General features: G+C 54.4%; 17 protein-coding genes. 5 read left to right on the forward strand and 12 right to left on the reverse strand.

All coding sequences use genetic code 11. The annotated features are described in order from the left end of the window. Nucleotides 1-116 precede the first annotated feature (116 nt). The 4 genes from FJM65_RS13035 (at nucleotide 117) to FJM65_RS13050 (ending at nucleotide 7,250) form a co-directional block, all read left to right on the forward strand. Nucleotides 117-2,939, forward strand: a complete 2,823-nt coding sequence (locus FJM65_RS13035) for a glycoside hydrolase family 3 N-terminal domain-containing protein (protein ID WP_239022951.1) — start codon at nucleotides 117-119, stop codon at nucleotides 2,937-2,939. A 78-nt stretch (nucleotides 2,940-3,017) separates the two neighbouring features. Then, a complete protein-coding gene (gene bshA / locus FJM65_RS13040; protein WP_140621972.1) occupies nucleotides 3,018-4,154 on the forward strand; it encodes an N-acetyl-alpha-D-glucosaminyl L-malate synthase BshA in 1,137 nt (378 codons plus the stop codon). Between the two features lie 108 nt (nucleotides 4,155-4,262). Continuing rightward, a complete protein-coding gene (gene serA, locus FJM65_RS13045; RefSeq protein ID WP_140621973.1) occupies nucleotides 4,263-6,155 on the forward strand; it encodes a phosphoglycerate dehydrogenase in 1,893 nt (630 codons plus the stop codon). A 6-nt stretch (nucleotides 6,156-6,161) separates the two neighbouring features. Further along, the gene (locus tag FJM65_RS13050; protein WP_140621974.1) at nucleotides 6,162-7,250 is read left to right on the forward strand and encodes an aminotransferase class V-fold PLP-dependent enzyme; all 1,089 of its coding nucleotides are present in this window, start codon (nucleotides 6,162-6,164) and stop codon (nucleotides 7,248-7,250) included. 496 nt (nucleotides 7,251-7,746) lie between these two features. On the opposite strand, the gene FJM65_RS13055 is transcribed toward FJM65_RS13050, so the two are convergent. Further along, nucleotides 7,747-8,295 carry a DUF7935 family protein gene (locus FJM65_RS13055; RefSeq protein ID WP_140621975.1) on the reverse strand — a complete coding sequence of 183 codons (549 nt, stop codon included), beginning with the start codon at nucleotides 8,293-8,295 and terminating at the stop codon, nucleotides 7,747-7,749. A 159-nt stretch (nucleotides 8,296-8,454) separates the two neighbouring features. On the opposite strand from FJM65_RS13055, the gene FJM65_RS13060 reads away from it, so the two are divergent. Continuing rightward, complete coding sequence (locus FJM65_RS13060; RefSeq protein ID WP_140621976.1) at nucleotides 8,455-8,802, forward strand: HesB/IscA family protein; 348 nt, start codon at nucleotides 8,455-8,457, stop codon at nucleotides 8,800-8,802. Between the two features lie 245 nt (nucleotides 8,803-9,047). Here the strand turns inward: FJM65_RS13060 and FJM65_RS13065 are convergent, their stop codons facing one another. The 11 genes from FJM65_RS13065 to FJM65_RS13115 form a co-directional block, all read right to left on the reverse strand. Beyond that, nucleotides 9,048-9,878: a ChaN family lipoprotein gene (locus FJM65_RS13065; RefSeq protein WP_239022945.1), complete on the reverse strand. Its 831-nt coding sequence runs from the start codon at nucleotides 9,876-9,878 to the stop codon at nucleotides 9,048-9,050. Nucleotides 9,879-10,024: 146 nt separating this feature from the next. Then, on the reverse strand, nucleotides 10,025-10,696 hold the full coding sequence (locus tag FJM65_RS13070) for a DUF6624 domain-containing protein (RefSeq protein WP_140621978.1): 672 nt from the start codon (nucleotides 10,694-10,696) through the stop codon (nucleotides 10,025-10,027). A gap of 7 nt (nucleotides 10,697-10,703) precedes the next feature. Next, a complete protein-coding gene (locus FJM65_RS13075) occupies nucleotides 10,704-12,062 on the reverse strand; it encodes an ABC transporter permease (RefSeq protein WP_140621979.1) in 1,359 nt (452 codons plus the stop codon). Beyond that, nucleotides 12,055-12,969, reverse strand: a complete 915-nt coding sequence (locus tag FJM65_RS13080) for an ABC transporter ATP-binding protein (protein WP_140621980.1) — start codon at nucleotides 12,967-12,969, stop codon at nucleotides 12,055-12,057. Before FJM65_RS13080 ends, FJM65_RS13075 begins: the two co-directional genes overlap by 8 nt. 193 nt (nucleotides 12,970-13,162) lie before the next feature. Then, on the reverse strand, nucleotides 13,163-14,305 hold the full coding sequence (dnaJ, locus tag FJM65_RS13085) for a molecular chaperone DnaJ (protein WP_140621981.1): 1,143 nt from the start codon (nucleotides 14,303-14,305) through the stop codon (nucleotides 13,163-13,165). Between the two features lie 3 nt (nucleotides 14,306-14,308). Then, nucleotides 14,309-14,881 carry a nucleotide exchange factor GrpE gene (locus tag FJM65_RS13090; RefSeq protein ID WP_140621982.1) on the reverse strand — a complete coding sequence of 191 codons (573 nt, stop codon included), beginning with the start codon at nucleotides 14,879-14,881 and terminating at the stop codon, nucleotides 14,309-14,311. A 251-nt stretch (nucleotides 14,882-15,132) separates the two neighbouring features. Then, the gene (obgE, locus tag FJM65_RS13095; protein WP_140621983.1) at nucleotides 15,133-16,125 is read right to left on the reverse strand and encodes a GTPase ObgE; all 993 of its coding nucleotides are present in this window, start codon (nucleotides 16,123-16,125) and stop codon (nucleotides 15,133-15,135) included. Between the two features lie 18 nt (nucleotides 16,126-16,143). Beyond that, entirely contained in the window at nucleotides 16,144-16,740 is a 597-nt protein-coding gene (locus tag FJM65_RS13100; RefSeq protein WP_140621984.1) for an adenylate kinase, read from the reverse strand. 128 nt (nucleotides 16,741-16,868) lie between these two features. Further along, nucleotides 16,869-17,411, reverse strand: coding sequence for a hypoxanthine phosphoribosyltransferase (gene hpt / locus FJM65_RS13105; RefSeq protein WP_140621985.1), 543 nt, complete (start codon nucleotides 17,409-17,411; stop codon nucleotides 16,869-16,871). 93 nt (nucleotides 17,412-17,504) lie between these two features. After that, nucleotides 17,505-19,763 (reverse strand): sodium-translocating pyrophosphatase, encoded by a 2,259-nt coding sequence (locus tag FJM65_RS13110; protein WP_140621986.1) that lies wholly within the window; start codon nucleotides 19,761-19,763, stop codon nucleotides 17,505-17,507. Between the two features lie 109 nt (nucleotides 19,764-19,872). Beyond that, nucleotides 19,873-20,445, reverse strand: coding sequence for a hypothetical protein (locus FJM65_RS13115; RefSeq protein WP_140621987.1), 573 nt, complete (start codon nucleotides 20,443-20,445; stop codon nucleotides 19,873-19,875). Between the last annotated feature and the right edge of the window lies 1 nt (nucleotide 20,446).

The raw sequence follows: 20,446 nt of genomic DNA on the forward strand, positions 1-20,446 counted from the left end.
GTTTTAGTGTAGGTGTGTTGATTCTTGTTTTTCTTGTAATGGGGCCTCTGATGTCGTTTAACCCATCAGAGGAGCATATTGCGCCCCCACGGGAACAGCAATGGGTCGACAGTGTGATGACTACGCTAACTCCCGCGCAGCGCATTGGGCAGCTGTTTATGGTAGCCGCCTACTCGAACAAGCCTCAGAACCACGTCAGCCACATCGATTCGCTGGTGAGCCAGTACAACATTGGGGGGCTGATGTTTATGCAGGGCGGCCCCAAGCGCCAGGCGATCCTGACCAACCGCTTCCAGCGCCAGGCCAAAGTGCCGCTTCTTATTGCCATGGATGCCGAGTGGGGCCTGGACATGCGCCTGGACAGCACCATGCACTTTGCCCGCCAAATGACCCTGGGCGCCATGCACGACGACCGCTACGTGTACCAGATGGCCCGTGAGATAGCCTTGAAAATGAAGCGCCTGGGCGTGAACGTGAGCTTTTCGCCGGTGCTGGACGTGAACAACAACGCCAACAACCCGGTGATCGGCAACCGCTCTTTCGGGGAGTCCAAGGAAGCGGTGAGCCGCTACGGCGTAGCCTATATCCGGGGCCTGCAGGACCACGGGGTGATGGCGGTGGCCAAACACTTTCCGGGCCACGGCGATACGGACATCGACTCGCACTACGACCTGCCGGTGGTGCAGCACGACATGCAGCGCCTGACGGATGTGGAGCTTTACCCTTTTAAACAGTCGTTTGACGCCGGGGTGATGGGCGTGATGGTAGCGCATTTATACCTGCCCAAGATAGACTCAACTAAAAACCAGGCGGCTACGCTTTCCAAACCCATCGTTACAGGCCTCCTGAAGGACAAGATGCAGTATAGAGGCTTGGTGTTTACCGATGCCCTGAACATGCAGGGCGTGAGCCGCTTCTATAAACCCGGTGAGGTGGACCTGAAGGCCTTGATGGCCGGCAACGACGTGCTGCTGTTTCCGGAAGACGTACCCACTGCGATAGAAAAGATAACAAAGGCTGTCAAGAAAGGCCAGATAACACAGGATGAGATTGACCACCGCGTGCGCAAGATTCTGCATGCCAAGTACTGGGCGGGCCTGAACAAGTATAAACCCGTGGCGTTGGATAACCTGCAGCAAGACCTGGAGCGCCCGGCAAGCCGTGTGGTGCAGGAGCAGCTTTACGAGCATGCCGTAACGGTGGTGGAGAACGAGGGGAACCTGATCCCGTTCCGTAACCTGGATACGCTGAGCATTGCCTCCGTGGCCGTGGGTGCCTCTGTCAACAACACGTTTCAGGAGGTGATGGGCAATTATGCCCCTGTTAACACCTTTACCATTCCGGACCGCTTCGCCCCGGACTCTGCCTTTACCAATATTATTCCGCAACTGGAGCAAAACGACGTGGTGGTGGTGAGCATCCACGGCATGAACAACACGCCCGCCCGCAACTATGGCGTTGGCACCGGCACCCTGGCCTTTATCCAGTACCTGCGCGAGCGCACAGACAAAAAAGTAGTCGTGGCTGTAATGGGGAACGCCTATAGCCTGAAGATGTTTGAAGACAATAAATGGTTGGTAAACGGCTATGAAGACAATGCCGTGTCGCAGTCGCTGGTGCCGCAGGTGCTGTTTGGGGCACGGGCTGCCGTGGGCAAGCTGCCGGTTACCGCTTCGGCAAAGTATACCGCCGGCACGGGCCTGCCTACCTCCACCCTGGGCCGCCTGAAGTATGGGGTGCCGGAAAGTGTGGGCATGAACTCTGAAACGCTGGCCCAGATAGATAACATCGCCACCGAGGCCATTGCCTACGCCGCCACACCGGGCATGCAGGTATTGGTGGTAAAGGACGGCACCGTGGTGTATGACAAGGCTTACGGCCACTATACCTACGACGGCGCCAAACCGGTCACAAAGAACACCATCTATGATATTGCCTCCATCACCAAGGTGGCGGCCACGCTACAGGCCATCATGTTCCTGGCCGACCAGGGCAAAATAAACCTGGACGATAAATTGGTAACCTACCTTCCCGAGGTGGCCGGCACCAATAAAGCCAACTTGCTGATGCGCGATATTTTGGCTCACCAGGCGGGCCTGAAGCCCGGCATCCCGACCTGGCAGAAAACCATTGATAACCGGAAGCTAAAAGACACCTACTACGCCAGCACGCAGAACGACACCTACATGAACGAGGTGATCCCGGGTGTATACTCGATCAACTCTATGGAGGACTCGCTGTGGGCCTGGACCGTGCGTACCCCTTTGCGGGCCAAGCCGGCGAATGCCAGCTACGACTACGCTTACAGCGACCTGGGCTTCTACATTATGAAGCGCGTTGCTGAAACCATGCTGAACCAGCCGATCGAAGACTTCCTGGATCAGAACATCTATGCACCACTGGGCCTCAGCACCCTCACCTATACGCCACTGCTCAAGCACCCGCGCGAGCGCATCGCCCCTACCGAGGATGACACTTACTTCCGGAAAAACCTGATCCGGGGCACGGTGCACGACCAGGGAGCCGCCATGATGGGCGGTGTTGGTGGCCATGCCGGCCTGTTTGCTAATGCCAACGACCTGGCCATCCTGATGCAGATGAACATGAACAACGGCAACTATGGCGGGCACAGATACTTCAGCACCGATGTGGTATCGCGGTTTGCCCAGCAGCAGTTTGACGGCAACCGCCGCGGCCTGGGCTGGGACAAGCCTGCGCTGGACGGAAACGGCCCCACCTCCGCCATGGCCTCTCCGAGCACGTTTGGCCACACCGGCTTTACCGGCACAGCCGCCTGGGCCGACCCTGAAAACAAGCTCATCTACATTTTCCTCTCGAACCGGGTGTACCCGGATGCCAGCAACAATAAACTGGTAAAGTATAACATCCGTACCAGGATACACGATGTGATCTATAGAGCCATGGTGCCTAAAACTTAAAATAAAAAGCAGTAGATTAGCAGGTGCAGCAACAAAACGGGGCTGCACTTGTTGTTTTGCCATACGTTATCCTAAACTATGAAAATAGGTATAGTTTGTTACCCAACCTTTGGCGGCAGTGGCGTGGTGGCCACCGAGCTCGGTAAAGCGCTGGCCTTAAAAGGGCACCAGGTGCACTTTATTACCTACAGCCAACCTGCCCGCCTCGACGTCTTCAACGAGAACCTCTTTTACCACGAAGTATACATTCCTACCTACCCGCTCTTCCAGTACCCGCCTTACGAGCTGGCCCTGGCGAGCAAAATGGTAGATATCGTGCGGTTTGAGAAGCTGGACGTGCTGCACGTGCACTATGCCATTCCGCATGCCTCGGCGGCCTACATGGCCAAGCAGATCCTGCGCACCAAAGGCATCAACATACCTGTCATTACAACCCTGCACGGCACCGACATTACGCTGGTGGGCAAGGACGCCTCTTTTGAGCCCGTGGTTACCTTCAGCATCAACCAGTCGGATGGGGTCACAGCCGTGTCGGATAGCCTGCGCGCCGAGACCTACGATTTCTTCCAGATTGAAAAAGACATAGAGGTAATCCCCAACTTTATTGACCTGGAGAAGTTCAGGCGGCAGAAAAAGGAGCACTTCCGGATGGCCATTGCCCCTAGCCATGAGAAACTGCTGGTGCATACATCCAACTTCCGGGGCGTGAAGCGCGTGGAGGACGTGATCCGTATTTTTGCCAAAGTGCACGAGAAAATACCAAGCCGCCTGCTGCTGGTGGGCGACGGACCGGAGCGCCCGAAAATGGAGAAGCTGTGCCGCGAGCTGCAGATTTGCCAGGATGTGCGCTTTCTGGGCAAGCTGGAGGCCGTGGAGGAAGTGCTCTCCATTGCCGACCTGTTTTTGATGCCTTCTGAAAAAGAGAGCTTTGGTTTGGCTGCCCTGGAGGCGATGGCCTGTGAGGTGCCGGTAATTTCTTCCGACGCTGGCGGCATCCCGGAACTGAACGTAAACGGCGTGACAGGCTTTGTGAGTCCCGTAGGCGCTGTGGATGCTATGGTGCAGAACTCCCTGTATGTGCTGGACGACGCGCACCTGCCCGATTTTAAAGCCAATGCCCTGAAACGCGCCAGGGATTTTGACATCGAGAAGATCGTGCCGCTGTATGAGGCCTTTTACCAGCGCGTTATCTCAGAGCAACTGGCGCTGCTGTAGCATTTACCAATTCCAAAGTATACCATCAAAAAGAACCGGCCTGCTGCTGCACAGCCGGTTCTTTTTTTATACCTTACAGGCTTAAGTCTTTCATTGCCTACCCTTATCATGAGTAAAGACAAATACTTCATCATCGACTTCGACAGCACCTTTACACAGGTGGAGGCCCTGGATGAACTGGGAGCCATCTCTTTGCTGCATCACCCTGACCGCGAGCACATCCTGGAACAGGTAAAAAGCATAACCGACAGCGCCATGGCCGGCAAGAGCTCTTTTACGGAGGGTCTCAGGCAGCGCCTCCACCTGCTGCAGGCAAATGAGCGCCACCTGCCGCAGCTCATCAGCGAGCTGAAGGAGCGTGTCTCCGACTCCATCCGCCGCAACCGTGACTTTCTGCGGGAGTACGCCGACCAGATCTACATCATCTCCAGCGGGTTCAAGGAGTTCATCATCCCGATAGTAACCGAGTATGGCATTAAGCCTGAGCATGTATATGCCAATACCTTTGAGGTAGATGCGCAGGGCAACCTGGTGGCCTTTGACGAGCAAAACCCGTTGAGCCTGGACAAAGGTAAGATAAAGCTGCTGGAGCAGCTGGCCCTTCCCGGCGATGTATATGTGCTGGGCGATGGCTACACCGATTATGAGATAAAAGAGGCCGGTCTGGCCAATAAGTTCTACGCCTTTACCGAAAACGTGGCCCGCGAGAGCGTGCTGGCCAAGGCCGAGCACATTGCCCCGAGCCTGGACGAATTCCTGTATCAAAACAAATTACCGATGGCCATATCATACCCCAAAAACCGCATCAGCGTGCTGCTGCTGGAAAACATACACCCGCAGGCTGTGGAGCTGTTCCGCCAGGAAGGTTACCAGGTGGAGACCGTGAGCGGGGCGCTGAGCGAGGAGGAACTGTGCGAGAAGATAAAGAATGTTTCCATACTTGGTATCCGGAGCAAAACGCACGTAACGCGCAAAGTGCTGGAGCACGCCAACCGCCTGATGTGCGTGGGCGCCTTCTGCATCGGCACAAACCAGATAGACCTGAACGCCTGCCTGGAAGCCGGTATCACGGTGTTTAACGCCCCTTACAGCAACACCCGCAGCGTGGTGGAGCTGGCATTGGGCGAGTTGATCATACTTAGCCGTAACGTGCTGGACAAGAGCAACAAGATGCACCGAGGGCATTGGGATAAATCAGCGAAAGGCAGTTTTGAGGTGCGCGATAAGAAGCTGGGCATAGTGGGCTACGGCAACATCGGGGCGCAGCTGTCGGTGCTGGCAGAGGCCATGGGCATGGAAGTATACTACTACGATGTGGTGGAGAAGCTGCAGCTGGGCAACGCCCGCAAGTGCAATACGCTGCACGAGCTGCTGGAGAAGGTGGATATTGTGACCCTGCACGTAGATGGCCGCCCGGAGAACAAGAACATGTTTGGGGCTGCCGAATTTGCCGCCATGAAAGACGGTGCCATTTTCCTGAACCTGAGCCGTGGCCATGTGGTGGACATCGCGGCGCTGGTGGAAAGTATAAAGTCCGGCAAGGTGAGCGGCGCGGGCGTGGATGTGTTCCCCGAGGAACCTGCCACCAACAGCGATCCCTTCGAGAGCGAGCTGTGCGGTCTGCCCAACGTGATCCTGACCCCGCACATCGGGGGCAGCACCTCCGAGGCGCAGGTAAACATTGCCAACTTCGTGCCTAACCGCATCATGGATTACATAAACTCAGGTAACACGTATGGCAGCGTGAACTTCCCTAACCTGCAGCTGCCGGAACTGAAGAACGCGCACCGCCTCATCCACATCCACGCCAACGTGCCGGGTGTGCTGGCCAACATCAACCAGGTGCTCGCCAAGAACCAGGTCAACATCCTGGGCCAGTACCTGAAAACGAACGAGCGCGTGGGTTACGTGATCACCGACATCGACAAGGCCTACGACAAGCAGGTGATAAGCGACATGAAGCAGGTGCCGCACACCATCAAGTTCCGCATACTTTATTAACAGGTCATGAACAACAAAATATACTTTACCCCCGGCCCTTCGGAGCTGTACCACACCGTGCCGCAACATATGCAGGAGGCCATGGCGCAGAAGATTGGCAGCATCTCGCACCGCAGCAAGCAGTTTCAGGAGATCTTTGCCCGCGCTGAGAGTGGTTTGCGGGAGCTGCTGCAGCTGCCCGATGAGTATGAGGTGTTTTTTGTGGCGTCGGCTACGGAGATTTGGGAACGGGCCATACAGAACAACGTGCGGCAGGAGAGCTTTCACCTGGTGAACGGTTCCTTCTCGAAGCGTTTTTATGAAACGGCGAAAGAACTGGGGCGCGAGGCACAAGTGCATGAAGCGCCCTTTGGGCAAGGCTTTGATGTGGAAAGTATAAACGTGCCGGAAACAGCTGAGTTGGTAGCCCTGATCCAGAACGAGACCAGCTCCGGCGCCTGCATGCCAGTAGAGGACATCAACCGGTTCCGGGAGAGAGTTCCTGCGGATGCGCTGATTTACGTGGATGCGGTATCCTCCCTGCCCTACCCTGCTTTTGATTACGCTAAGGTTGACTCAGTGTACTTCTCGGTGCAGAAATGCTTTGGATTGCCGGCCGGGCTGGGCGTGTGGCTGGTAAACGACCGTTGTATGGCCAAGGCGCGTGAACTGCAGGAGAGCGGCCTGTCTATCGGGTCGTACCATACGTTGCCTGCGCTGCTGGAGAAGGCCCTGCAAAGCCAGACGGTGGAAACGCCAAACGTGCTTAACATCTATCTGCTGGGCAAGGTGCTGGAAGACATGAACCGAAAAGGTGTGGAGACCATCCGGCAGGAGACTGAGGCGAAGGCAGCGCAGATTTATACTTTCCTGGAGCAGAGCAACGTTTTTTCGCCGGCCGTGCAGCAACCGCAGCATCGTTCTAAAACCACCATTGTGGCCAATACCACTATTCCTGCCTCTGAGGTAAACAAGCATCTAGCCAAGTATGATTTGCAGGTGGGCAGCGGCTACGGCAAGTATAAAGAGACGCAGATCCGCATCGCCAACTTCCCGGCGCACAGCCCCGAGCAGGTAGAGCAGCTGCTGGAAAAGCTGGGAGAGGTAGAGAGGTAGAGAGGTAACAAATCAAACCACCCCTGCCCCTCCTTAGCCAAGGAGGGGAATTCGGTTCAAGCTCCGTCAGAGGTGGCTATCGAGCCTGATCCCAGTCCTTGGGTTGGGTTAGGGGCCCTCGACAAGAGCGCCTTTTAGATTTCCGGTGCCGAAGGCATTGCGACGTCAGGAGCAAAGGAAATGTAGAAGGCGCTATGCCCAAGAGAGTTTACCCCGAAGCATTTCGGGGAGGCCTCCCGGGCTTGAAGGGAGCCAAGTATGAGGTGCAACAATAGGTATGTAAAACTGAGGATGAACGGAGGCTAGAAAGTATGGCTTAGATCCAGTTGCAAGAAGCTGAGGCTATAGCGAGCACAAGCGGACGCTTGCGCCAGAAAAGCGTATAGCTTGGTTCCAAGTGCAGGATGCGGCGGCAAAGTATAAAAGCACAAACGGACGCCCCGAAAAAACCCGGGATTTTCAACTTGTGCCAAGGACCAAATCACTCTTACACTCACTAGCTCCCAAACGTCTGCCTTACCTCCTGTTTCACGAAGGTGATGGCGCGGGCGGTTGGGTCCTGCTCGTTTACCAGCACTGTTTCCAGCACGCGTTTGGCCAGGTCGGTGCCGCGAGCGCCTTCCGATAGCTCCTGAAAGGTCTTGTTGATCAGTGTCACCACATCCTCGCGGGCGTGGTTTACCTGCTGCCAGGCCTGCTCGCTCATGTATACCTGCTGCGACATGTTGTGGTTAAACTCGTTCCGGATTTCGGAGAGCAGCAGCCGGTGATACTCGGTAGCCGTTTGGCCGGCAGGACTGATGCGCAGCAGCAGGTTACTGGGCGTGATGCGCTCCAACAGCAACACCACCCGCTCATAGGCCTGCAGCCGTATCGGCGTAATGATCTCTGTGTTTCTGTTTTCTTTGTGCTGTGCCTGCTCTGCCCGTAGGCGATCCTCTCGCTCGTAATGTTTCTGAAGCAAAAAGTACAGCCCCCCTACCAGCACCAGTGCAGGCAAGGCAAGCTTTATCAGTTGTAAAAGCAAAGCGAAAAAATCGGCCATAGTATGTTCTTTTAAAGTATAAATATCGCAAAAAATTAATTTAAGATGCATGAATCATTTTATAGCTTTGCCTGTTAAGGAAGTACAGCCAACAAGGCTGCAAGCATCTTTGTGTATTTTTGCTTAAATTTGTGGCTACAAATAAACAATCATTAAACTATGGCAACAGAAACTAAAACGGCCCCTATAACCCTGACGGAAAGAGCTTTGGCGGAGGTAAAGAATATCATGAAGGAGAAAAATGTACCAGCCGAGTATGGTTTGCGCATTGGCGTACAGGGTGGTGGCTGTTCTGGCCTGTCTTACCTGCTGGGCTTCGACAAGCCTAAAGACTCTGACGAAACATTTGAGCTGGATGGCGTTACCCTGGTGATGGACAAAAAGCACGGCATGTATGTAATGGGCATGCAAGTTGACTTCCAGGATGGCCTGAACGCACGCGGATTTACCTTTAACAACCCACAGGCTACCAGCACTTGCGGCTGCGGAAGCTCTTTTTCCGCCTAATAAAGACACCTTCTTTCTCTTTAGATAGACAAAGCCCGGCTAGCATAGTCGGGCTTTGTTGTTTTAAAGGTATAGTAAGATGGAGTACTGGTTATACTTATAAGCGACTGTTCATCCAAATTTCTACTCTTATCCGCTGGCGCAAGCATCCACTTGTGTCATTGCCTGCCATTGCTTATCGCTACGTAATCTAAGTTGTCCTTACTGCTAAGGAGAGGCAGGGGTGGTTTGACACACGCTCTAACTCAGTAGGTTCTCGTCATGCTCTCGGGCACTACCAATATGAAATCGGCTTTGTTCTTGTTCTCTTCCGAAAGGTCCTCCAGCTCGGATTGCAGCACGGTGGTGATGGTGCGGGTTTTTACCTTTGGCCGGAGCTGCTTCAGGTACCAGCCAATGCCCTCAAAGTTGTCGGAATGATAGGCACCGTTCAGGTGCAGCACCTGCCGCCCCTGCTGCACCTGGCCTAGTATGAAATGCGCCATGGTAGCGTCTTTCAGCGCCTGCGCCTGCACAATGTTCATACTTTTGGTGTTGCCGTGCATGCTGTTGCCAAACATCGCCATCATCCCTTTATAGCCGGGTAGCTCCATATCCACGGTAACCGGTAGCGGTGCGATGTAGCGCTTTGCCTCCGCCGACACGCCATTCAGCACCTCCAGCCCTCCGCCCGACACCATGGCCGCATAGCGGCGCGGCACGTTAGTAGCGATAAACGGAATCTTCTGCTCCCTGGCAAGGCGCACCACCGGCTTGTAGTCAGTAGCGTAATTTGGCCAAGGCCTGGACTCCTGCTCAAAGTTATTCTCCGGCACCTGCCCCGCCAGGTACTCGTTCAGCACCAGTTGCACATCAGCCTCGAACATCTCTGCCCCAATAGCAAAGTTCTGCGGGTTGTCCTCGTGCAGGTCTTTTGCCACCTCCAGCTGCAGCCAATGCGCAATCGGGTCGTTGTGCTGCTCACCAAAAAGTATAACCTCCGCCTCCTGCAGCTCTTTCAGCATTTTACCATACTTTATACTTTTACCCTCCGCCGTAAATAGCTGGTAAGCCGGCTTATCTTTTTTCTGCGCCATAGCCACAGTTGTTATCGCTATTAAAAGAAGTGTCAGGAATTTATACTTCATCACTTTATTTGTCTGGATTTATACTTCAAGATAATAAAAATAGCCGGCACAAGAGATACCGGCTATGCTTATACTTTATACTTGATTGATAAAAGCTATTTATTGAAACTGACATGCACATCGGGCAGCTGCTCTTCCGGGTCGAAGACGACTCCTAACCTTTCGGCATTCTCCTCCACTGTCAGCTCAAAACCTGCTTCTTTCCTGCGCTTGTTCACATTCTCTACATCCTCAATGGGCCAAATGGCATGTTTGCCGTCTTTCCGTATATAACTGACAGCTTGCGTACCGTACACCTGCTTCTTGCCCTGAAACATCAGCAATCTGTCCTTCATCTTGGCTGCGTCCGTGCCGCTAGCTTCCCCTTGCTTAGCCAATTCCTCCATCTGTGGCAGGTATTGCTCTATAGTTCTGGAATTAGAGTGCTGCACCACATAAAATAAAGCATCGGCCGCTTTCTCCCCAATCTTGCTCTTTGGCAGCCATCCGTGCTCTTCAAGTATAGGTAGTACCTTAGTCTGGTTGGTAGAGTCAATCTGATGCATTTTGTAGATGTATGCTCTTTGCCCAACTGGATCAGCATTAATAGAATCCCAGTCCACATCTCGCACGCCCTGGTCCAGATCATAAATCGCCTCCAGTTCCTGCTGCAGCAAAGTATAGTTCGGCTGCTCCTCTTTTACAGCTGAGGCTGCATTGTTCTCTGTAGCATTCTGGCATCCAGCCAAGGCCCACAGAAGTATAAATAGCTTCAATATTTTTATCATTCCCTACTTACACCCTATAAAACAACCACTTCGATAGCTCCTTGTAATTGATCTTTTTGCCGTACATCAGGATGCCGACGCGGTATATGCGGCTGGCAATCCAGGTGGTGAAGATAAAGCCGGCCACCAGCAGCCCCATGGACAGCAGCAGCTCCCAGGCAGGCACCCCAAACGGCACGCGCACCATCATCACAATGGGCGAGGTGATCGGGATCATCGACATCCAGAAAGCCACAGGCCCATCCGGGTTTTTCAGCACGATAGAGTAGGACATGATGAAGGAGATAACCAGCGGAATGGTGATGGGCATCATGAACTGCTGCGTATCCGTCTCGTTATCCACGGCGGCACCAATGGCCCCGAACAGGGAGCCGTACAGCAGGTAGCCTCCTAAGAAGTAAAAGATAAAGCAGCCGAAGATCAGGGCGATCGGCAGGTTGCTAAAGCTTTGCTTCACATCGTTCAGGGTGCTGGCAAACTCATCCTGCTCCTGTGGGTTATCCACCGCGGCAGCGTCTTCCGTTTCCAGGTCCTCGCCCTGCGCCGCTACCTGCCCTGCCGCATACTGTGCCGCCGGCGACGGGGCCGCATCCACGCCAAAGGCAGCGGAAACGCCCGTTACGGCTATAAACGACAGGATGATCCAGAGCAGAAACTGTGTCAGGCCAACGGCGGCTATTCCCATGATCTTGCCCATCATCAGCTGGAAAGGCTTCACCGAGGAGATAACCACCTCTACAATGCGGCTGGTCTTTTCCTCAATTACCCCGCGCATGATCTGCACCCCGTACAGGAAAATAAAGAAATAGATGATCACGGCGCCCGCCACCCCGGCCACAGAAGTGATGATGGCGTTATTGTCTTTCTCGCCCTGGTCGCTTAGGTTAATGGCCGTCAGGTTCACGTTCGCCTTTATCTTCTTGAGCATCTCGCGGTCCAGGCCCGAGGCCAGGTAGCGCTGATTCTCTATTTCGCCTTCCAGGATGTTCTCCAGCCGCACCTGCGTCTGAATGCTGATGTTCTTCTTGCCGTATACCGTAAAGCCCTGCGGGTTGTCCAGGGTCATCTCCGGGATGTAAAGCAGCGCGGTGTTATCGGTTTCCTGGTAAATGGTCTTGGCGTCCTCCAGCGTGCCGGCCAGGGGCACAAACTTCAGGTCTTTCTTATTCTCCAGCTTGCCCTCAAACAGGCCGCTTTCGTCCAGCACCATCACCGTCTCCGTCTCATCCGACATGCTGATGAGCAGACCAGGCAGAATCATAAAAGCAGCCAGCAGCAGCGGCGTCAGCAGCGTCATGATGATGAAGCTTTTCTTGCGCACGCGTGTCAGGTACTCTCGCTTAATAATTAACCAGATCTTATGCATGTTGGGTGGTCTCCTTTACTTTACGGATGAAGATTTCGTTTATACTTGGCACCAGCTCCACAAAAGAGTGCACCTCTACGCGCTGGATCAGGTAGCGCAGCAGGTCGTTAGGGCTGGTGTTGTTGAGCAGCCGGATGTTGGCCCGGAAGATGCCGTGGTTGCTGTGCTGCTCCAGCACCTCAAAGTCGGGCGAGGTGACCATCAGCTGGCCGTTGCCGATTACCTGGTAGGTATCGGTTTTATAGGCATCCTTTATCTCCTTCACCGGCCCGTCCAGCACCTTCTGCGCATGGTTTATCAGAGCAATGTTATCGCACAGCTCCTCCACCGACTCCATACGGTGCGTGGAGAAAATGATGGTGGCTCCCCGCTCGCGCAGGCGCAGGATCTCGTCTTTTATCAAATTGGCGTTGATGGGGTCGAAACCGGAGAACGGCTCGTCCAGAATGATGAGCGAGGGCTCGTGCAGCACCGTGGCAATGAACTGCACCTTCTGCTGCATCCCTTTCGAGAGGTCCTCGATGTGCTTGCCCAGCCATTCGCGTATCTCAAAGCGGTCTACCCAGGTTTTGATGCGGGAGGTGGCCTCCTGCTTGCTCAGGCCCTTGAGCTGGGCCAGGTACAGCAGCTGCTCCCCCACCTTCATTTTTTTGTACAGGCCGCGCTCCTCGGGCAGGTAGCCCATGTCCTTTATATGGTCGGGCTTTAGGCGTTCGCCTTTAAAGTATATCTTACCGCTGTCGGCACCCGTAATCTGCGTGATGATGCGGATGAGCGACGTTTTGCCTGCACCATTGGGGCCGAGCAAGCCGAAAATGCATCCCTCCGGAATCTCAAAGCTCACGTTGTCGAGGGCGGTGTGGTTGGCGTAGGTTTTGGTGACGCCATCAATCTTCAGAATACTCAAGGGTGTTGTGGTTTAGTTTACTCAAATATAAATAGAATGCCGTAGAGTATACTTGTTATGCTATACTTAATCGACTAAGCCAGGTATAAAGCAGACGAAACAACGGCTCAACCCGCATCAGTAAGTATAAATGAAAAGCCCGGCTCTCTTTATACGGAGAGCCGGGCTTAAAATTATCGTTCCGAAGGGTCTTTTACTGGAAGTAATCTTTCACCTTCTCAAAGAATCCCTTCTCGTTCTTGCCAGGGTTTGGCGTGAAGTTGCTCGAGTAGCGCAGGCCTTCCAGCACCGCTTTCTCATCGCTGCTCAGGCTCTTTGGCGTCCATACGTTCACATGGATCAGCTGGTCGCCTTTGCCGTAGCCGTTGATGTCCTGGATGCCTTTGCCGCGCAGCCTGAAGATCTCGCCGCTCTGCGTGCCCGGCTTCATGGTAATCTTCACTTTGCCTGAGATGGTTGGCACCTCCACCTCTGCGCCCAGGGCCGCATCTATAAAGCTAATGTACTGCTCATAGATGACATTGTTGCCTTCGCGCTTCAGAGTTGGGTGCGGCTCCTCTTCTATCTGGATCAGCAGGTCGCCGGGCACGCCGCCGCGCTCCGGCACGTTGCCTTTGCCGCTCATGCTTAGCTGCATGCCGTCCATCACACCGCCCGGCACGTTAATCGCGATCACCTCTTCCTGCAGCTCTCTACCGCTGCCGTGGCAGGCTTCGCAATTGCTGGTTACAATGCGGCCCTCGCCGTTACAGGTAGGGCAGGTTGCCGTGGATACCATCTGGCCCAGCATGGTGTTTACCACCTTGCGCACCTGGCCAGAGCCTTGGCACGTACCGCAGGTCTGCATCTCGGTGCCGTTTTTGGCGCCATTGCCCCCGCAGGTGCTGCACGCTACGTAGCGCTTTACTTTGATTTTCTTCTCTACGCCGTTGGCTATCTCCTCCAGGTTCAGTTTCAGCTTGATGCGTAGGTTGGAACCTTTGCGCTGCCGGCGACCGCCGCCGGAGCGGCCGGCACCGCCGAAGAAGCTCTCAAAGCCGCCTCCGCCAAAAATATCGCCAAACTGCGAGAAGATATCATCCATGTTCATGCCACCGCCGCCGAAGCCGCCGTTCATGCCCTGGTGGCCGAACTGATCGTAGCGTTGACGCTTCTGCTGGTCGCTCAGCACCTCGTAGGCCTCTGCCGCCTCCTTAAACTTGTCTTCGGCAGTGGGGTCGTCGGGGTTCTTATCAGGGTGGAATTTGATGGCGATTTTGCGGTAAGCTTTCTTAATCTCCTCCTGCGTGGCGCTTTTGCTTACTCCCAAAACCTCATAATAATCTCTCTTAGCCATGGCTTACGCTCCTATTACTACTTTCGCAAAACGGATCACCTTCTCGTTTAGGGTGTATCCTTTCTCAATTACATCTACAATCTTACCTTTCAGCTCTTCGGATGGGGCCGGTATCTGCGTCACCGCCTCGTGCATGTCGCTGTCGAAGTCATCGCCTGCCTTTGTCTCCATCGGCTTCAGGCCCTTCTGCATCGTCACGTGCTTCAGTTTATGGAACACCAACTCCAGGCCCTGCAGCATTGTGTCCAGGTCTTTGGTGTTCTCCATCGACTGGCGCGCACGCTCCATGTCATCAAGCACCGGCAGCAGCTCGCTCATCGTATCCTGGTTAGCAGTTTTTATCAGCTCCAGGCGCTCCTTGGCCGTGCGGCGGCGGAAGTTCTCGAACTCTGCCATCAAACGCACGAATTTATCCTTCATCTCTGCCAACTCTATGGCCGTGTTGTCCTCCTGCGTCTCGGCAGTGGCCTCTTCTGTTTCCTCCGCCTGGTTCAGTTCCTCTTCGGTGGTTGCATTGGCAGTGTTTTCCTGCAATTCCTCTTGTTCCTGCTCCTTTTTAATATCTTTATCTGACATAATGCCTTAAAAAAGTTAGGTTGATGTGTCTATACTGTCTTGTCAATTGTCTTGCCAAACCGCAGCTTGTGCCAAGTTGGCACTTTTATATTGTTAAATTGCTGCATTGTTAATTGTTAAAAGTCGATTCCTAAAAACAATTCAACATGGCATCCATTTAGCAATATGCGCTTCCGTCGCTTCAAAAAAAATCGGTAGCAAGCCTTGCAGCCTCTACCGATCCTGTTTTTATACTTCTATCGGGCTGTGCTTTAGCTGTTGAGCGCTTCCCAGATCATGTCTTTCAGTTGGGTGATGTTCTTGCCCGTGATACTGGAAATAAACACCGTCGGCAGTCCCTCCGGCAAGGTAGCGCGCATTTCCTGCTCCAGCTCCTCGTCCAGCATGTCGGACTTGGTGATGGCCAGTATGCGCTTCTTATCCAGCAGCTCCGGGTTATAGGTCTGCAACTCATTCAGCAGCACGTTGTATTCCTCTGCAATGTCGGCGCTCTCACATGAAACCATAAACAGCAGCATGGAGTTCCGCTCGATGTGGCGCAGGAAGCGCAATCCCAGGCCTTTCCCTTCCGAGGCCCCCTCAATGATACCCGGAATGTCGGCCATCACAAAGGATTTGTAGTCGCGGTAGGCCACCACGCCCAGGTTAGGCTCCAGCGTGGTAAAGGCATAGTTGGCAATCTTTGGCTTGGCCGCCGACACCACTGAAAGCAGCGTGGACTTGCCGGCGTTCGGGAAGCCCACCAAGCCCACATCGGCCAGCAGTTTCAGCTCCAGCACCACCCACTCCTCTATGCCCGGCTCACCTGGCTGCGCATAGCGCGGCGTCTGGTTTGTCGGTGATTTAAAGTGCGCGTTGCCCAGGCCGCCGCGGCCACCCGGGGTAAGTATGATTTCCTGCCCGTCCTCGGTTATCTCGCACATCACCTCGCCGGTTTCCACGTTGCGCGCGATCGTGCCGAGCGGCACCTCCAGCACCTCATCCTTGCCTTGCGCACCGGTAGAGTGGCTCGGGCCACCGTTCAGGCCGTTTTCGGCGATAATGTGCTTGCGGTACTGCAGGTGCAGCAATGTCCAGAGTTGGGAATTGCCGCGAAGTATAACATGCCCGCCGCGGCCGCCGTCACCGCCGTCAGGGCCGCCTTTGGCGGTTTTCTTGTCGCGGTGCAAATGTGCAGAGCCGCCGCCTCCGTGTCCGGAGCGCGAGCAGATCTTAACGTAATCTATAAAGTTGCTTGACGCCAAATCTTTTAAGCCTGTCGCTTATTTTTTCTCTTCCTGCTTTTCCTTCAATGCATCAACGTGCTGGCACAGCGCCTTGAAGATATCCTCTATCTCGCCGATGCCATCCACCGCATAGTACTTGCCCTGTCCGGCGTAGTAGTCGGCCACCGGCCTGGTTTTGGTGTTATACTCCTGCACACGCTTGCGGATCAGCTCTTCGTTCTGGTCGTCTGGGCGGCCGGAGGTCTGGCCACGCAGCAAGAGGCGCTTGGTCAGCTCCTCATCGTCTACTTTCAGGGCGATCATGGCGGAGATCTCGGTGTCGTTATCCTGCAGCAGCTTGTCTAAGCCTTGGGCTTGCGGCACAGTGCGCGGAAAGCCGTCGAAGATAAAGCCCGCTGCCTGGCGGCGCTCCTTCACCTTGTTCTCGATCATCCCGATCACCACTTCGTCCGGAACCAACAGGCCGTTGTCCATTAGCTTTTTCGCTTCCAGGCCAAGGGTAGTGCCGGCAGCTATCTCAGAGCGCAGCAGATCGCCGGTAGAAAGGTGTATGAGGTTATATTTGTCTAACAGTTTTTGACTTTGGGTACCTTTTCCAGCACCTGGAGGGCCAAACAAAACGATGTTGAGCATATCTTATAGCTAATTATAAAAAGCAAATATAAGTATAAATTCTGTGTACTCTCTGATTTTCTGGGGCTCCTGCCAATGGCTGTGCCCCTCGTTTTTAAAAGCCTGCTAACGCGGCATCCCCTGCAGGGTTACGGCACGATCTTGTAAATATCGCGCAGGTTCCGGCCAAGCCCGTTGTAGTCCAGGCCATAGCCCACCACAAAGTCGTTTGGAATTTCGCGGGCCACATATTTCACATCCAGCGGGTGCTGCAGGCAGTCCGGTTTCATGAGCAGGGTAGCCACCTCCACAGAGGCCGGGTTTCGCTCCCGCAGCTGTTGCAGCAGGCCGTGCACAGTATGGCCGGTATCCACAATATCCTCCAGCACCACCACATGGCGGCCTTCAATGTCTTCGTTCAGGCCCAGGATCTCTTTTACCTTGCCGGTGCTGTGCATGTCCTGGTAACTTGCCAGGCGGATGAACGAGATCTCGCAGGGCATCGATACGCGCTTGAGCAGATCAGCCACAAACATAAAGGAGCCGTTCAGCACCGCCAGAAACAGCGGCCGCTTTTCAGCATAGTCTTTGTCTAACTGCTCGGCCAGCATGGTGATACGTGCGATAATCTCCTCCTCAAATATGTAGGTGCTAAACTCACAGTCGTGAATCTGAATGGTACGCGGGTTCATGTCATGTTGGGTTGATCTTGAACAAAGGTAAGTATAAAATAAAAAATAAGCCCAACCTAAAGCTGGGCTTATCGCTATTATTGTGGTTGGCAGCTATCGTGCTGTGCCCGGCAAGCGGAGCACGGCTACGTTTTGCCCGCTTATACTTGCCGTGGACGGCGTGAGCTGCCCCTGGTTCATGTTTATCTCCTCCATCTCGATCGGGGGCTCCGGAATCGGCGGCTCCTGCTCCAGGCCGATGTGCGGCGCAATTACCAGCGACACAATGGACATAAGCTTGATGAGGATGTTCATGCTTGGCCCCGAGGTATCCTTGAAAGGGTCGCCCACGGTATCGCCGGTTACGGAGGCCTTGTGCGGCTCAGAGCCTTTATACTCTACCACGCCGTTTATCTCCACCCCCTTCTCAAAGGATTTTTTGGCATTATCCCAGGCGCCGCCGGCGTTCGACTGGAACATGGCCATCAGCACACCCGAAACGGTTACGCCAGCCAACGTGCCGCCCAGCACCTCGGCAGACGAGGTATCCGGAAACACATCCCGGAAGCCAAACCCGATGATGATGGGCACCAGCAGCGCAATAGCGCCTGGCAGCATCATTTCGCGGATAGCGGCCTGCGTGGAGATGGCCACGCACTTTTCATACTCGGGTTTGCCGGTTCCTTCCATAATACCCGGGATTTCGCGGAACTGGCGGCGCACCTCGTGCACCATGGCCATGGCCGCACGGCCTACTGCCGAAATAGCCAGCGCCGAGAAGATGAACGGAATCATGGCGCCTATAAAGAGGCCTGCCAATACCGGTGCTTTGTAAAGGTCTATACTTTCGATGCCGGCGATGCCCACGAAGGCGGCAAAAAGCGCCAGCGAGGTTAGCGCGGCTGAGGCAATGGCAAAGCCTTTGCCCGTTGCGGCCGTGGTGTTGCCCACCGCATCCAGGATGTCGGTGCGTCCGCGCACTTCTTTCGGCAGCTCGCTCATCTCGGCAATCCCGCCGGCGTTATCGGCAATCGGGCCAAAGGCATCAATGGCTAGTTGCATGGCCGTTGTCGCCATCATACCTGCCGCCGCTATGGCCACGCCGTACAAGCCTGCCGACGCATAAGACAGCACAATACCCGCCGCCAGCACAATGATGGGAAGTACCGTGGAGTGCATGCCAACCGCCAGGCCCGCAATAATGTTCGTCGCATGCCCTGTAGAGGACTGCTGCACAATAGAGTTCACCGGCTTCTTGCCCATAGCCGTGTAGTACTCCGTGATGATACTCATGAGCGTGCCCACGACCAGGCCTACGATCACGGCCATAAACACTCCTAGTTGGGTAAACTCGAAATTGCGCAGGCTCAGGTTCTCAGGCAGCAGCCAATCGATGACAAAGTATGCGGCCACGGCAGTAAGCAGCACCGAGATCCAGTTGCCGCGGTTCAGGGCCGCCTGCACGTCCCCGCCTTCGCTCACGCGCACAAACAGCATTCCGATCAGCGAGAAAACGATACCCAGGCCCGCAATCAGCATTGGAAGGATGATTGGGGAAAGGCCTCCGAAGTTATCCTCTACCACCACCTCACGGCCCAATACCATGGTAGCAAGTATAGTAGCCACATAAGAACCAAAAAGGTCAGCGCCCATGCCGGCCACGTCGCCTACGTTATCGCCCACGTTATCGGCAATGGTGGCCGGGTTACGCGGGTCATCCTCCGGAATGCCGGCCTCTACCTTGCCCACCAGGTCAGCGCCCACGTCGGCCGCCTTGGTATAAATGCCGCCGCCCACGCGGGCAAACAGCGCTATACTTTCGGCTCCCAGTGAGAAGCCTGTAAGCACTTCCAGGGCAATCTCCATCTGCACTCCGTTCACATCAGCGCCGGTGCCCTGCACAAACAGGTAGTAGAAGATAATGAACAGCGAGCCCAAACCCAGCACCGCCAGGCCCGCCACACCCATACCCATTACCGAGCCGCCCGCAAAAGACACGCTCAGGGCTCTGGAAAGGCTGCTGCGGGCAGCCTCTGCCGTGCGCACGTTGGCCTTGGTGGCGATGCGCATGCCAATAAAACCGGCCAGCGCTGAGAAGAATGCTCCTATAAGAAAGGCCCCTACGATAAGGGGGTGCGATTTTTCGCCGGTGTAACCCAGGTAAGCCAGAAAAACAGAGGCAATAATGGCAAAGTAAGCCAGCACTTTATACTCAGCTTTCAGAAAGGCCATGGCGCCATCGGCGATGTGGCGTGCAATGCTGCTCATGCGCTCGTTGCCGCTCGGCTGCTTCGTCACCCATGCCGACCTGATAGCTGTATAGATCAGGGCTGCCACTCCAAAGGCAGGAATTGCGTAAAGAATAGGTTCCATTCAGTTAGATTAAGGGTTAAAGGTGTATCACTATATAGTTATTAAAGAAAAGTGATTCCTTAGACTTTTCCAAATATACCAAACCCTTTCCTGCTGCAGCATCCTGCACTTATACTTCTAGCCTGTAAGGAGTTGCAACACCGACCGAAATTCCTTGCCCTCCAGAAGGTTCTTCCCTTTGCATAGGCAGAAAAAAAGCTGACAATTTTCCTTTGTCAGCTTTTTTTCTGTGTTTCCCCGAATGCCTAAAAGGATACAGGAAGTCGTCTTGTCTTAGCGTTAAAGTATAGGTGGCGCTGTGGCTACTGTTCTTTTTATAGGTCCAGCGGCTCGTGCTGTTCAGGTTACCTCTGGCGCTCCTGCCATTGCTGGCGGCGGTAACGCTTATCCAGTATATTTCTTTGTTGCTCATCTCCTCATCGTACACCTCGTTGGTGGCAAAGCCGGAGGTGACCCATACTTGGGCTGACTCGCCCTGCGCGATTGTGTAATAGCGCTTAGGGTCTCCGTAAACATCTACACCCGGGTTCTGCTTTACCTCCACGACCACCTTTACCGGATTGCCTGTCTTGTTTTCAATTTGGTAACGGTAGTTGGCCTCCTGATCGCTTTTGCAGGAGAAAAGCAGTAGGACAAGTATACTTAAAGCGAATAGAACGTAGGTATGTCGGCTTGTTATCATG

Source organism: Pontibacter mangrovi (genome assembly GCF_006385705.1).
Taxonomy (GTDB): domain Bacteria; phylum Bacteroidota; class Bacteroidia; order Cytophagales; family Hymenobacteraceae; genus Pontibacter; species Pontibacter mangrovi.

Excerpts from the sequence above, each read along its gene's own strand:
- FJM65_RS13035 (WP_239022951.1), top strand. The coding sequence starts at position 117 with ATGACTACGCTAACTCCCGCGCAGCGCATTGGGCAGCTGTTTATGGTA.
- bshA (WP_140621972.1), top strand. The coding sequence starts at position 3,018 with ATGAAAATAGGTATAGTTTGTTACCCAACCTTTGGCGGCAGTGGCGTG.
- serA (WP_140621973.1), top strand. The coding sequence starts at position 4,263 with ATGAGTAAAGACAAATACTTCATCATCGACTTCGACAGCACCTTTACA.
- FJM65_RS13050 (WP_140621974.1), top strand. The coding sequence starts at position 6,162 with ATGAACAACAAAATATACTTTACCCCCGGCCCTTCGGAGCTGTACCAC.
- FJM65_RS13055 (WP_140621975.1), bottom strand. The coding sequence starts at position 8,295 with ATGGCCGATTTTTTCGCTTTGCTTTTACAACTGATAAAGCTTGCCTTG.
- FJM65_RS13060 (WP_140621976.1), top strand. The coding sequence starts at position 8,455 with ATGGCAACAGAAACTAAAACGGCCCCTATAACCCTGACGGAAAGAGCT.
- FJM65_RS13065 (WP_239022945.1), bottom strand. The coding sequence starts at position 9,878 with ATGGCGCAGAAAAAAGATAAGCCGGCTTACCAGCTATTTACGGCGGAG.
- FJM65_RS13070 (WP_140621978.1), bottom strand. The coding sequence starts at position 10,696 with ATGATAAAAATATTGAAGCTATTTATACTTCTGTGGGCCTTGGCTGGA.
- FJM65_RS13075 (WP_140621979.1), bottom strand. The coding sequence starts at position 12,062 with ATGCATAAGATCTGGTTAATTATTAAGCGAGAGTACCTGACACGCGTG.
- dnaJ (WP_140621981.1), bottom strand. The coding sequence starts at position 14,305 with ATGGCTAAGAGAGATTATTATGAGGTTTTGGGAGTAAGCAAAAGCGCC.
- FJM65_RS13090 (WP_140621982.1), bottom strand. The coding sequence starts at position 14,881 with ATGTCAGATAAAGATATTAAAAAGGAGCAGGAACAAGAGGAATTGCAG.
- FJM65_RS13100 (WP_140621984.1), bottom strand. The coding sequence starts at position 16,740 with ATGCTCAACATCGTTTTGTTTGGCCCTCCAGGTGCTGGAAAAGGTACC.
- hpt (WP_140621985.1), bottom strand. The coding sequence starts at position 17,411 with ATGAACCCGCGTACCATTCAGATTCACGACTGTGAGTTTAGCACCTAC.
- FJM65_RS13110 (WP_140621986.1), bottom strand. The coding sequence starts at position 19,763 with ATGGAACCTATTCTTTACGCAATTCCTGCCTTTGGAGTGGCAGCCCTG.
- FJM65_RS13115 (WP_140621987.1), bottom strand. The coding sequence starts at position 20,445 with ATGATAACAAGCCGACATACCTACGTTCTATTCGCTTTAAGTATACTT.